The organism is Massilia pseudoviolaceinigra (genome assembly GCF_030846505.1).
GTDB lineage: Bacteria > Pseudomonadota > Gammaproteobacteria > Burkholderiales > Burkholderiaceae_D > Telluria_A > Telluria_A violaceinigra.
This window is the reverse complement of record NZ_JAVCWL010000002.1, coordinates 203,992-216,945: the sequence shown is the minus strand read 5'-3', so window position 1 is coordinate 216,945 and position 12,954 is coordinate 203,992. Positions and strand designations below refer to the sequence as shown.

The following is a 12,954-nucleotide window of genomic DNA, read 5'->3' as shown; positions in this document are numbered from 1 at the left end:
AGCACCCCTCAGTTGGAGGACGACGCGATGGCCCCCGGAAGCCGAAGAAAATCGGACAGCGCACGCACGCATATCGAGGTGGTTAACAATGCCTTCATCTCCGGTTGCGGATCGAGTGACGTGTCCGCCTTTCGATCCGGCACGAGAAGCACTGGGGCCCCCGGCCAGGCAGGCGACTGCACTTGGTCGAGCAGCACGGCGCACCACCCGTTGGCTGCGTCGGCATCGTGCAGGGCCAGTGCGGCCAGAAGCCGGTGCGCGACGTCGAAGCCCGATCCGGGCCGGGGTACTGCGTCCAGCGCCTGCCGAAACCCGACCGGCCGGCCGCCCGGCGCCTGGGCTGGACAGGCACTCACCAATCGCAGGCTCCAGGCGATGCCGTAAGCCTGGGTGGACCACCAAAAGGTGTGGCCGGGACAGCGCTCGATCAATCTGCGCACGATCCGTTCCAGCGCGGCGCCCGCCTTAGGCATGGCGAGCAATGCCAACCCGGCGTTTGCCGCAACGTCATCGTGCGCGTCGGTCCAACGCCCCCATCCTGGCTCGACAAAGGTGTGGACGCCCCCGCCCGCATCGACGAAGGGTGCCAGCAGGCCGGCACCATCGAATGCCATGCCTTGGGCCGCACAGAACCGCAGTGCCCATGCCGTGGAATCGGCGTCGGCACCTGTGCGGCGGTTGTAGCCCCACCCCGCGTCGGTCCTGGCGGAACAGACCGCGCGGCAGGCGCGTGCCAGCGCCGCACGAACCCGCACGCGCGCCGCAGGGCCAGGGTCGGCGGCGCCTGTCAGGCACCAACCCACCCACGCCGTCGTCCATGCTTCGGACGGCCCGGGCGCAAGCTCGAACTCGCGCCAGAACCCGTCGTCATCCTGCTGCGATAACAGGTAATCGATGCCGCCCGAAATGGCATCGCGGATGGCGCGCTCGAAAGGCGCTGGCACGGGACCCCGATTCACCAGTCGTCCGGGCTCGAGACACCAATGCACACGCCGCAGGGATAAGGGGTGTGGGTGTCCAGGGTGCCGTAGCCGACGAAGACGCCGTTCCAGCTGACGGGCGCCGATCCGCCGGGGCAGAAATAGACATCCTTGCACCACTGGACCAAGGCGGTGCAAAAGGTATCGGTCCCGAGCGGCCTGCACGCGGCCGCCGAATCCCAGGGGCCGGCCAGCGCGACGGCCGGTTGCGAGGCTTCCAATGCTGTGAATCCTGGTAACATTTTATTCTCCTTCAATCGTTGCTGATGGGCAATATATTCGGACCGCACTATCACGGCCCGACCTGGTGCTAGTAGTGCGGCAGGCGGCGCAGTTCCCGCAGGTTTCTCTGGGTGTCGATGACGGGACGTGCCGGCACGCTGGTGCAGCAAGGTTCGCAAGCGAAATAGATGCGCCAGCCCCGCAGGCCATCGGGACCGTATTGCGCGCTCAGGTAGCTCGCCGCGTCAGCCCGGAGATCGCGCGCGGTCCGGCGCAGCGTGTCGATACGCTCTGCAGGGACCCGGGCGCGCGCCAGGAAATCGAAGGCGATGTCCAGCGCAACGTTGGCGGGATCGAACTTCAAGGCCCTAGCCTGTCCCTCTTGCCCGTCATCCACACCGATCACGCCGACGGGGCCAGGCCGGTACAGCGCGTGCAAGTCTTTCTCCAGCAGCGATTGCAGCCCTGCCGGGTAGCCGCAGGCGGCCAGCAAGGCAGGCATCCTTTCTCCGAGCGCCCTGCCCGCGTGTTCCCCGCTTTTGAAATACAAGGCCGTGTTGTTCATCCCCTTGTCGCTGGAACGGAAAGCGATCCCGCGCGGACCGTTCACGCCCAATGCGCGCGCGACATCGTCCGGCCCGGGACCGTTCCATTCGAATGGCCGGGCATGCGCGAGCGCCGATCGAAACGCGGCCTCGTCCGGCTCGCCCGGGAACCGGCAATACAAGGTGACCGCACTCGCCGCGTTCCCGTGCCAATCGAGGCGCAGCAGAAATGCATCGGGGCGGACCGCTTGCGCGAAGCGCCGCACCGACCAGGCCCAGTCGCCGGCGTACGGTATCTCGCCGGCCAGCACGTCCAGGTCGTTCAATTGGCTCCCGGTCAGCGGGATCATGCTGCTGAAGCGATGTTCGTCGTCGCTGTAGCTGTACTCCACCTGGCGGCTGAGCGCGCCTCGAAAGAGTTGCTGGAAAGTCGCAGCGGCACCCATGGCGCGCATCCTCAGCCGACCGCGTACATCGCGCTGTCGACAAAGGGAGCCAGGCCGAGTGCCGACGTGGACGCCTCCGTGCCCACCACGAAAGGCCATTCCTCGGTCACGTCGACGGTGCAATACAGGCGCTCGGCGACGCCGGTCGCGCGGTCGACGAATGCCAGGATGACAATCACGTGGCGCCGTCCGCCCACGGTCTGATGCACGCGCGTCTCGAGGCCCGCCAGGTGGTGACCGGGCCGTTCCGCAGCCGCCAGGAAGATACCGGGATGCTGCACCAGCAGATAGTTCAGCGCGCGGTGGCCCTCGGTGGCGCCCAGGTTCTCCGGGGTGCGGGACGTGTCGCGGAACAGGTTGCGGGCCACGGCGTCGAAGTGCGCGGGGTCGATCTTGCGCGATTCGAGCACCGGCTGCGCGCTGCGGGTGAGCCCCTCGACCCATTCCGACAAGGAGAAGTTGTAGAGCTGGTCGGCCGATACCGTCGTCAGCAGCAAACCGCCGTGCGCGGGTGCTGCCGCGAATGTGCCCGTACGCCCGACGAGCACGCAGAAATGGGCTTGGTCGTCGCAGCCGGCAACGGCGTCGAACAGCGCCTCCTTCATGAACCCCCCGGCCGGATTGATGGCATACGCGGGCATGCCGTCGATCAGGAAGATGTAGCTCATGCGCATGGCCAGATGTGGGTTGCGCTCAAGAACCGAACAGATGCGGGCTCCACGCGCGAGACCGCTCGACTCGCGCAGTGCGCACTCGCGTTGTTGGTACTCGCGCTCGATGCCCAGCGAGGGGAAGCGCACTTCCAGTTGCCCGATCGCGTAAACATACTGTTCCGACACGCTGGTGCGGGCCTTGCCGGCACAATCGGGACACGGCGCGGCCGATGCCGTGGCCGCTGGCGATCCGGGAACGTTGGCGGGGAGTGGGGACGTCTCGGGCTGCATCGCATTCATATCGGGATCTCCTGGGCAAGGCAATTTGGTTGGGAAAGTACGGAGGCGTCCAAAAAACGCCATGGTGGTCTGAACAGCGTAGCGACAAGATCAGGCCAGGCATCGGAGAGACGCCTCACGCGCAGCAGTTCCAGCGCGCCGGCCGCAAGCACCGCCGCGAAACTGGTCCCGGAACGCAGCTCGTAGCCGTGGCCCGCTCCGGCTCCGGGAACCTGCTCGCCAGGCGCGTAGACGACATTCGGCAGGCGTCGCGCGTGGGCGGAAAATTCCGAAATGTTTCCCGATGCGCCAATCGAGCCGACCACCAGGATCCCGGGCCACGGACAAGGCACCTGGCCCCAGCCGGCGCCGTGATTGCCCGCCGGGACCACGACGATGGCACCCTGCGCGCGCGCCCATTGCACGGCATCGCGCAGGCAGCGCCAGTGGGGCGAATCGGCCTGCAGCAGCTCGGTGGAAAAGACGATGGTGCGGCAGCCGGCGTCGACGGCTTGCCGCAGCGCCCGTGCGAGCGCGTCGGCGGTGGCCGCGATCGATGCGCGCCCCTGCAACATGGCGTCGTCGATGACGGGGAAGTTGAACACAGTGGCCCCCGCGCACAGGGCCAGCACGCGACCCTGGCGCGCATCGTCGTCATTGCCCACGAGCAGTGAAACGCAAAACGTCGCGTGCGCGCCGGCGCTGCTTGACGCCGGCGCCGCCGATGTCACGATGCGCTCGCCGCCTAATGCGGGGTGAGCGAGGTCGGCGGCACCGTCCAGCAGCGCGATGCGGGCCGACGCGGCGCTGCCGCGAAAATGCCCTGGCGATACGGCAATGCCCGCTTGTCTCAGTATGAAGCTTCTCGACACGCCATCCATGGCCCGGGTCAGCCGCCGGCAATGGCGTTGCAGTCGGCGGCGAAGGGGTAGGACACCTGCGACGCGTTTTCCTTGGCCCCCAGGGTGCCCGGAGCTGGCGGCACCATCGGATACGCGAGGAAGTAGTTGGTTGCCGCGGCGTCCGATCCGTCCGGTTTCTCCGTTTCCACGAGGATGCCGATCCGCGCATTGAGCGTCACGGCTTGCCCGGCACCGACCGGTACCGGGCCGGTGCCGCCCAGGTTCTGCTTCATCGGGGGCGAAGCGAGCTGCATGGCCGCCGAGTCGAACGACCAGCTCTTGCCGAGTTTGGTGTTATCGATACGAAATACCTTGAAGACGGCAATCGCGTGGCCGGCGGGCGCCGTGATGGCGCCGCTACCCGTCTGCGCGTGCGTGCACACGCCTAATTGCCGATAGTGAATGACCGCGATCGGGTCCAGCGGCGTGGTGCAAGCGGACAAGGCAAGGGCGAGCAAAGCGGAGACCATGCGGAGCGAGTTCATTGATTCTCTCCTTCAAGGGGCACGGAGCACATCGGTTCGTCGCAGCAAAACGTGGCAGGAGGATATTCACCGCTTACCGCTGAAACATGCCCGGCCTTGGTAGCACAGCGAGGGGACGTCTTATTAAAGTCTGTTGCCCTTCTTATACTGCGGCATTGAGAAATATCAATGGTTGATTGCCGACCTGATCACTCTGCTAGTGGCGGCAAGTATCGCAGGCAGCGCGACGGCGCACAGGCCGGCGCTGCGCCGTTACTGGGTGCGAAAGCCCAGCTGGCTAGCCAGTTGTTCGGTTTCGGCCGATGGCTGGCGGCCCATGACGATCGATAGCATTTCCTTGCACTTGCGGTAGGTGCTCAGGGCCGATCCGGCATCGTTTTGCGCGATCGCGCAGCGCATCGCGCCCCGGTACAGGTTTTCGGCCAGCGGTTCGGCATCGAGCGCGCGCTGATACAGGGCCAGCGCATGATGCCAGCGCTGGCCGTGTTCGAGCAGGCGTCCCAGGGTCGTGCTGGCCGTCAGGAACCGGTTGCGCCAGCGGATCGCCGCCGCCGCCATCGCCCCGCCCTCCCCTTCGTCGCAAAAGCTGCCCTGGTAAATGCCGAGCAAGGCGACGCTGGCCTGCTCGACGCAAGCGAGCAAGGTCGTTTCGCTGAAGCCGTCGATCTCGGTGCACAGCTCGGCCAGCAGCGCCACGTCGGACCACACCCTGTCGGGCGCCAGTTGCACCGCGCCCGCGGTCATCAGGACCAGGTCGTCTCCCTGCAGCAGCTTGCGCAGGCGGTGCACCGTGATGTGCAGGGCGGCGCGCGGATCGTCGCCGTCGGGCCAGAACTGGTCGCAAAGCATTTTTTGAGGGCGGCTGGCGTTGCCGCCAGCGACCAGGGCCTTGAGCAGCAGCAGCGGGCGCTGTTGCGCCTTGCCATTTGCGACAACCGGCTGCCCGAACAGGGTCAGCTCGAATTTGCCGAGCGTGCGCACGGCGACTGGCCACGGCCAGTTCGGCGAGCGCCGCTGCGGCGCCGGCAACTGCTGGCGGATCACCAGGGCGCGCACGTGCTCGGTTTCGATGCCGTATTTCAGCGCCAGCGCCGCCAGATGGCTGGCCAGCACCGGGATCGCGGCGAACAGCCGGCTGGACTGGCGCAAGCGGTGCGCCGTCAGCACCGGCCGCAACAAGCGTGCGGCACCGGCTTCGTCGCCGCCGGCCGAGCACAGGTAGGCCAGCACGAACTGGCGCGCTTCCTCCACCAGCAGCGCGTCATGCCCGTAGGCATGCGATGCGGCCTTGCCGAACCAGGCCTGCGACTGCTCGACGTCGCCGGCCAGCGCGTACAGGGCCGCCAGCAAGGCTTCCGAGCGGGCCAGCCCGGCGCTGGCGATGCCCACCTCGGCGCTCATCCCCATCAGGGCCAGCGCCGCCTGCACGGCTGCGGGAATGTCGCCCGACAACGCATGCCATTGCATGTCGAGCGAATGAAACTCGATCCAGTCGGTCTTGCTCGTGGGAACCAGCGCTGGGCGCACCCGGTCCAGCAAGGCGCGCGCGGCGGGCAGGTCGCGCACGCCGAGCAGATGATCCAGTTCGAGAAACTGGAACAGCAAGGGATTCAGGCCGAAGCTGGCGACGATGCTGCGCGCGTCGCCGGCGCTTTTCTCGGCCTCGCTGTATTTGCCGTCCTTGCTGTACCAGCGCGCTACCCGGCCGTGCCACCAGACCCGGTGAAAGGCGCTCACGCCCGCATCCTCGGCGATCCGGCTCAGGTCCGCCACCAGCCACTGGGCGGCGTCGCGCGCCGCGTTCCAGTCGAAGTAACGCAGCAGGATCGCGCCCGCCATGAGTTTTTCGAACGGGCTGTCGACATTCCGGAGCGCGCGCAGCGCATGCTCGGCGGCCGGAGCCAGCAAGGGCGAATCGGGCTTGACCAGCAGCAGCGCGAGAATCAGGCGCGAGTGCACGCGCAAGTCGAGCAGCGGGTCCATGCGCGCCAGGTCGCTGCGCGCGAGCACTTCGCCAAGCCGGTCGATCCAGGCGGGCAAGGCTTCGAGTTCGGTCCATTCATGGTCGTAGCTGTCGATGATCGCCGCCACCGTGGCCAGCAGGGCCGCATCGTTGCCGGCCTCGGCGAAACTGTGCGCGGTACGCTGCAACATGCGGCGCGCGCGCAGCGGCGCCACCTGGATCAGCGAGACGCCATGCCAGTACCACAGCCACGGCGCCATGTCGGTGTAACTGGCCGGCAAGGTGCTCATCCATTCACGCCAGGTGTGGGCCCGTCCCGCCGCCAGCATGTCGGCGGCGCGGCGCAACAGGAAACCAACCAGTTCCTCGTGGGCTTGCGCATCCTGATACAGTTTGGCCGCCTCGTCGATTCGGCCCCGCCCTTCGAACATGGTACCGGCGCGTACGAGCAAGGCGTGGCGCTCCACGCTGGCCAGCCCCTGGCGCGCCTGCAATTGCAGAAATTCACTGAACAAGCCGTGAAAATGGTAGGTGTACGGCTGGTCGCCGCGGCGCTCGACGAACAGGCGATTGCGGTACAGGGTTTCGAGCAGCTGCGATGCCGCGTCCGATCCGGTCAATTGCTCGGCGTCGGCGCAGGTCACGCCCGGCAGGCACGATAGCAACAGCAGCAGGCGCCGGGCGTCGGCCGGCATGCGGTCGAAGATTTCCCCGGCAAAATAACGAAATACGGCGTCCTTACTGTCGAGGATGGGCGTGGCCGAGGGCTGGGCATGATGCAGGTGGTTGCGCAACATGATGATGCCTGCGGCCCAGCCGTCGAGCTGCTCAACCAGGGAATGAAATTCCTGCGCGTGCGCGGGAGTGGGCTGTGCCAGCTCGATCGCTTCGGCGGCGGTAAAGCGCAGATCGCGCGCGCCGAGGGTGGCGATGCGGCCGTCGAGTTCCATCCGGCTCAGGCGCGGCGGCGGCGGCTCGCGGCTGAGCACGATCACATTCACATTCGCGGGCACGGCGTTGAGGGCGGTTTCGAGCAGGCCCCCGGCATTGTGCCAGTCGAACTCGTGCGCATTATCGAGCACCAGCACGCTGCGCCTGGGCATTTTGCCGTAAAAATCGCGAAAAAATACCTGCTCCAGCGGCGTGGGCAGATGCTCGCGCAGCGCGGGCGCCGATGCAGCCTGGGCGCACTCCATCTCGCGCACCGCTTCGCCGAGGAAGAAAAACAGGGTAGCCGGATCGGAGTCGCCTTCGTCGAGCTGGCACCAGGCCGTGGGAGGCGCGCTGCGCGCCAGGAAGGTGGCTGTCAACGTGGTCTTGCCTGCCCCGGGCGGCGCGCTGATCCAGATGATGGGGTGCGCCGCGCACAGGGCGGCAAGCTGCTCGAACAAACGCGGTCGCAGGTAAGCGTTGTGCAGTCGCGGCCGTTCTAATTTAGCGTAAGTCACGGAGAGCCATCTGCCCCGAAAAGGTTGCGATAGAAACAATAATGTAAGCATAGTGAGTTGAGTGGGCGCGCGCAAGTGCCATTTCAGCCGCTCAAAAAACCGACGTAACAGATTGACGTATAAGGAAAGATGTGGGTTTCCCCCGGTTCATGGCGCCGATGCTATTGCGGCCACCGCGCCACCCGTGGCGCGTTGACCGCTTATATGAATTTGTGTATAAGGATCGCTACCCTGCATGCAACGCTGTCGTTCATGCGGCTCCACTCTCTTCAAGCAACTTATGGCCATTTTCAAGCAGGAACGTCTTGCCAGGATCGAAAGCGACCTGGCGCAGCGCGTCTTTCGGCACACGGTAATGATCGTCGACGACAAGGATTCCAATGTCTCGGTGATGGCCGCCATTCTGCGGCCGTATTTTCATCTGATCGAAGCCAATGACGGCCAGGAAGCGCTCGCGCTGATCGACGATATGGCCGACACCAGCATGCTCGCCTGCGTGATCAGCGATCACCGCATGCCGAAGATGACCGGGGTCGACCTGTTCGAGCAGGTTCTTCCGCGCCTGCCGCACGCACGGCGCATCCTGGTGACCGGCTACCTGGACCTGGACGCGATCGTCGACGCCATCAACAAGGGCGAGATTTATCGCTTCATCGCCAAGCCCTTCGATGCCGCCGAGTTCCTGCTGACCGTGCGCATTGCGGTGGCGTCGTTCGAGAGCGAGCGCCAGCTCGCGCAATTTCACCAGGAACTCGAAGCGCAGTGCTCCGACCGCTCGGGCAAGGCGGGCGACATGCTGGCCGGCGTCAGGCAAGCCAATGAAGAGATGGCAACGCTCGACGCCGAACTGCGCGCCCTGCGCGGCACGGGGCAGGACCGGCCGGGCTGAACCTCATGCGGCGCAGCTCTGGCCTTGCGCGATCAGCGGCAGCTGCACGGTGAAACAGCTGCCCTCGCCTTCGCTTGAACGCACCAGGATGGCGCCGCCGTGCTCCTCCATGATACCGAAGGAAATCGACAAACCCAGCCCGGTGCCGTCGCCCACCCCCTTGGTGGTGAAAAACGGATCGAAGATGCGTCCGACCAGATCGCTGCGAATGCCGCAGCCGTTGTCCTCGAAATCGATGCACAGCAGCTCGCGCTCGATGCGGCTGCTGATGCGCAGCAAGCCCGGCGCGCTGCCGGGGTGCTGCGCACGCTTGCTGCGGATGGCGTGGCAGGCATTGACGATCAGGTTCATGAACACCTGGTTGAGCCGCGCCGGCCGGCATTCGATCACCGGATCGATCTCCAGCTCGCAGTCGATGTCGGTCTCGTCCGAAAAATAGGTGCGCACCAGGTTGACCGTGCATAACAGTGTCGCACCGACGGCCACCGGAACCTTGTGGCTGTCCTGCTGGCGCGAGAATGCGCGCAGGTCGGCCACCAGCGTGCGGATGCGGGAGGTGCCGTCGACGATGGTGGCGAGCTGGCCGACCAGTTCGTCGATACGCTGATTGAGGCTGGCCAGGACCGCCTCCCCACTCTCCTCGCCCGCCAGCTCGAGCAGGAAGCGGCGAAACCGCTCCAGGGTCACTTCCAGCACTTGCGCGCCGGCGTGGGCGAAGTTGACCGGATTGTTGATCTCGTGCGCGATGCCGGCGGTCAGGGTGCCGATCGATGCCATCTTTTCCTGCAACACCAGCTGTTGCTGCGTGCGGGTGAGCGCATCGAGCGCCTGCGACAGCTGCTGGTAGGCATTGGCGTTATCCATCGCCACCACCACGTGCGAGGCAAGCGCCTTGAGCAGGTTGACGTGCACGCTCTGATAGGCATTCTTGCTGAAACTTTGCACCGTCAGCACGCCGAACACGCGTCCGTTGATCAGCATGGGAACGAACAGGAGCGAGCGCGGCCGTTCACCATGCGCCTGGCCCTGCCTGCACGGCGCGCCGGGCGCCAGGTAAGTGGCAAGCTCGCGGTCGATATCGTTGATCACCACCTCGGCCTGGCGTTCCACGCACCAGGCCGCCAACCTGTCCGGATCGCTCATGGTTTCCTGCGGCGGCATGCGCCGCTGCCGCTCGATCCAGAACGCCAGCGCGATCGGTCCCGGCTGCGTCTGGCAAATGCCGATCCCGAAGACGCTGGCATCCATCAGCGAGCGCACCTGCTCGTAGACGGTGAGCATCACCGCCTCCGGATCGAGGGTGGCGGACAGTTGCCTGCCCACTTCGCTCAGAAACAGAATATTGCGGTGCGCCTGTTCCACCCGCGTTTTCTGGCGCTCGACTTCGGCTTTTTCGATTTCAATGATTTCCGTTTGCAGCAGCACCTCCGCCGTGCGTTCGATCACCAGCTTCTCGAGCTCGTTGCGGCGGCGCGTAAGCAAGGTCACGCGCAGGCGCAACGCCGCCAGCAGCAGGCCGCCCAGCAATGCCGCCGCCAGCAGGCGGAACCACCAGGTTTTCCAGAATGGCGGTGCGATCGTGACCACCATGGCGGCCGCGCGGGCGCTCCAGACACCCTGGTCGTTGGCGGCCAGTACCTCGAAGCGGTAGCGGCCCGGGTCCAGATTGGTGTAGGTGGCGCGGCGGTGGGCGGCATCGGTGCGCACCCAGTCGCGCTCGAAGCCGGCCAGCCGGTAGGCGTAGCGATTCTTGCCGGGGTCGTTGTAATGCAAGGCGGCGAACTCGACGGCAAAGCCGCGCTCCCCCGCCGCCACGTCCAGGCTCAGCGGCGTGCTGCCGGCCGCGTCCAGCGCCACCCCGGCATCGAACTGGCCTGGTTGCGGCGCCCCGTTCAGCACATGGATGCCGACGATGGCCACCTGGGGCGGCGTCGACGCCGCGCGCACCGCCCCGGGCCGCAGCGCGGTGATGCCTTTGGCGCCGCCGAAATACAGTTCGCCATCGCCGCCGCGCAGCGCCACGCCGCCACGGAAATTGCCCGTGAGGCCATCGCCCACATGAAAATGGCTCAACGCGCCGCTGCGCGGATCGAGCACGGATAGCCCGGTTGCCGTGCTGACCCAGATGCGGCCGGCGGCGTCGTCGAGGATGGCCGCGATGGCGGGCGTCCAGCGGCCCGTCGCGCCGGTGAGGGAGCGCAGGCGCGGCGTGCCGTCGGCAGCGCTCTCGACCACGTTCAGGCCGCCGGCGCTGCCGACCAGGATGCGCCCGTCGCGGTCTTCGTACAGGGTGCGCACCCTGTCGTCGAGCAAGCTGTCGGCCCGTGCGGGATCGTGGCGGAAATGGACGAATTTGCCGCTGCGCGGGTCGAGCATGTCGAGGCCGCCGCCATGGTATTCGGACCCCACCCAGAGGCGGCCCCGGCTGTCTTCGAGCAGGCAACTGCTGCCATCGACCGCCCGGCTGGCCGTGTCGCCCGGGTCGTGCCGGTAAGTCCGCTGCGCACCGCTGGCGCTGTCGTAGCGAATCAGGCTGTCGCCCGTGCCCAGCCACAGCGCCCCGCCCCGCCCCGGCGCGATGGCATTGATGGCATTCGTGCCGGGCTGCGTGACCTGCGCGACAGGCAGCGGCGCCTTGCCGGGCGCCATGCGCCACAGGCCGGACGAGGTGCCCAGCCATAACGGTCCGCCCGGGCTCTGGTACAAGGCATGGATGGCGCTCTCGCCCAGGGCGCCGCGCGCGATGGCCGAAACGGCGCCGGTGGCGGGCGCGAACAGCGACAAGCCCCTGCGCCCGCCCAGCCAGAGACGCCCGCCGGGCGCTTGCGCCATGCTGAGCATCGCGTTGCTGACCGGCTCGCCAGCGCCTTGCGCATCGTGCGGCAGGTAGCGCACGAAGCCTTCGCTGTTCAGATTGGCCAGCCGGATGCCGTCGGTCTGCACCGCCACCCACAGCATGCCGCCGCGGTCGCGCATCACCGTCCGGATATGGTCGCTCGGCAAGCTGTGCGCATCGGCGGCGCGGTGGGTGAAGGTCGTCATGCTGCCGTCGCTGCCCTTCCAGCGCACCAGGCCGGTCAGGGTCGCGATCCACATCACGCCGCCTTGATCGGGGTAAAACGCGTTGACCCGGGTCGGTGCCAGAGCGAGCGGCCGCCGCGACTGCCATGCGCGTGCCGGGTCCCAGGTGACGACGCCGCGGTCGGTGCCGATCCACAGCGTACCGCCGGGGTCGGTGCGCAAGGCGCGCACCCGGTTCATGCCGGGGTCGGGCGCGCGCGGCGCGTCGAGCCGGTGATGGATGACCGCGGACGCGCCCGGCGCCAGATAGTCGAGCCCGCCCGCCCAGGTGGCGGCCCACACGCCGCCGTGGGCGTCGAGCGTGATTGCGTTCACATCGTTGCTCGACAGGCTGGCCGGATTGGCGGGATCGTGGACAAACTGGCGGAAGCGGCCACGGACCGGATCGACATGCTGCAAGCCGCCCCAGGTGGCCAGCCACATGCCGTCGGCGCCGTCCGGGACGATCGCCTTGACCACCCGATGGTTGTTGGGACCGGCGGGCGGCGCGAACAGGGTGAAGTCGTCCGAGCGCGGCTCGAAGCGCGCCAGGCCGCCATCGGTACCGGCCCAGATGCGGCCGGCGCCATCCTCGTGCAAAGCCAGGACGGCGTCGCCGGGCAGGCTGCGGCGTTTGTCGGGGGCATTGACGTAATGGACCATGCGGTAGCCGTCGAAGCGGTACAGGCCGGCGTTGGCGGTACCGATCCATACGAAGCCCTGGCGATCCTGGAGCATGGCGACGACGCTCTGTTCGTCCAGCCCGAGCGCGTCGAGCCGGTTAAAGCGCAGCGGCGAGGTCGTCGCGCCGGTGGCCGCCGCGCTGGCGATCAGGAGCATGCAGGCAAAACCGATGGCGCACAGCCAGCGCACGACGCGTGCCGGGCCTGCCAGCGCGGCGACGACCCTTCCTGCATCGACGCTTGGCCCGACAAGCTGCTTGCTGAAAGCGCCGATGGTTGTCCGGCCGCTCATCAGGGCGCGGATCAAGGCAGGCGAGCGCCGCGCTGGCGTCGCCCGGACCCGGGAGAAGGATGCAACTTGCATGCGGGAAGCTGGGTTGGTTCTGATTCGAGGCGATA

The 12,954-nt window shown here is 67.0% G+C and carries 9 protein-coding genes; 1 reads left to right on the top strand and 8 read right to left on the bottom strand.

The window, feature by feature from the left end; translation table 11 throughout:
- Positions 1-8 precede the first annotated feature (8 nt).
- The 7 genes from RBA40_RS02930 to RBA40_RS02900 form a co-directional block, all read right to left on the bottom strand.
- Positions 9-944: a hypothetical protein gene (locus RBA40_RS02930; RefSeq protein ID WP_306645825.1), complete on the bottom strand. Its 936-nt coding sequence runs from the start codon at positions 942-944 to the stop codon at positions 9-11.
- 11 nt (positions 945-955) lie between these two features.
- A complete protein-coding gene (locus RBA40_RS02925) occupies positions 956-1,222 on the bottom strand; it encodes a hypothetical protein (RefSeq protein ID WP_306645823.1) in 267 nt (88 codons plus the stop codon).
- Between the two features lie 68 nt (positions 1,223-1,290).
- Entirely contained in the window at positions 1,291-2,193 is a 903-nt protein-coding gene (locus RBA40_RS02920; RefSeq protein ID WP_306645821.1) for a hypothetical protein, read from the bottom strand.
- Positions 2,194-2,204: 11 nt separating this feature from the next.
- Entirely contained in the window at positions 2,205-3,146 is a 942-nt protein-coding gene (locus tag RBA40_RS02915; RefSeq protein ID WP_306645819.1) for a cyanobactin maturation protease PatG family protein, read from the bottom strand.
- The gene (locus tag RBA40_RS02910) at positions 3,143-4,006 is read right to left on the bottom strand and encodes a S8 family serine peptidase (RefSeq protein ID WP_306645817.1); all 864 of its coding nucleotides are present in this window, start codon (positions 4,004-4,006) and stop codon (positions 3,143-3,145) included. The genes RBA40_RS02915 and RBA40_RS02910 overlap by 4 nt, the downstream gene beginning before the upstream one ends.
- An 8-nt stretch (positions 4,007-4,014) precedes the next feature.
- Positions 4,015-4,512 (bottom strand): hypothetical protein, encoded by a 498-nt coding sequence (locus RBA40_RS02905; protein ID WP_306645815.1) that lies wholly within the window; start codon positions 4,510-4,512, stop codon positions 4,015-4,017.
- Positions 4,513-4,764: 252 nt separating this feature from the next.
- Entirely contained in the window at positions 4,765-7,866 is a 3,102-nt protein-coding gene (locus RBA40_RS02900; RefSeq protein ID WP_306645813.1) for an ATP-binding protein, read from the bottom strand.
- 337 nt (positions 7,867-8,203) lie between these two features.
- On the opposite strand from RBA40_RS02900, the gene RBA40_RS02895 reads away from it, so the two are divergent.
- Entirely contained in the window at positions 8,204-8,812 is a 609-nt protein-coding gene (locus tag RBA40_RS02895) for a response regulator (RefSeq protein ID WP_306645811.1), read from the top strand.
- Between the two features lie 3 nt (positions 8,813-8,815).
- On the opposite strand, the gene RBA40_RS02890 is transcribed toward RBA40_RS02895, so the two are convergent.
- Complete coding sequence (locus RBA40_RS02890) at positions 8,816-12,847, bottom strand: two-component regulator propeller domain-containing protein (RefSeq protein ID WP_306645810.1); 4,032 nt, start codon at positions 12,845-12,847, stop codon at positions 8,816-8,818.
- Positions 12,848-12,954: the final 107 nt, after the last annotated feature.

Bases quoted from the DNA above. Each gene is read 5' to 3' on its own strand.
- RBA40_RS02905 (WP_306645815.1), bottom strand. From the start codon at position 4,512: ATGAACTCGCTCCGCATGGTCTCCGCTTTGCTCGCCCTTGCCTTGTCC.
- RBA40_RS02910 (WP_306645817.1), bottom strand. From the start codon at position 4,006: ATGGATGGCGTGTCGAGAAGCTTCATACTGAGACAAGCGGGCATTGCC.
- RBA40_RS02890 (WP_306645810.1), bottom strand. From the start codon at position 12,847: ATGAGCGGCCGGACAACCATCGGCGCTTTCAGCAAGCAGCTTGTCGGG.
- RBA40_RS02925 (WP_306645823.1), bottom strand. From the start codon at position 1,222: ATGTTACCAGGATTCACAGCATTGGAAGCCTCGCAACCGGCCGTCGCG.
- RBA40_RS02915 (WP_306645819.1), bottom strand. From the start codon at position 3,146: ATGAATGCGATGCAGCCCGAGACGTCCCCACTCCCCGCCAACGTTCCC.
- RBA40_RS02920 (WP_306645821.1), bottom strand. From the start codon at position 2,193: ATGGGTGCCGCTGCGACTTTCCAGCAACTCTTTCGAGGCGCGCTCAGC.
- RBA40_RS02895 (WP_306645811.1), top strand. From the start codon at position 8,204: ATGGCCATTTTCAAGCAGGAACGTCTTGCCAGGATCGAAAGCGACCTG.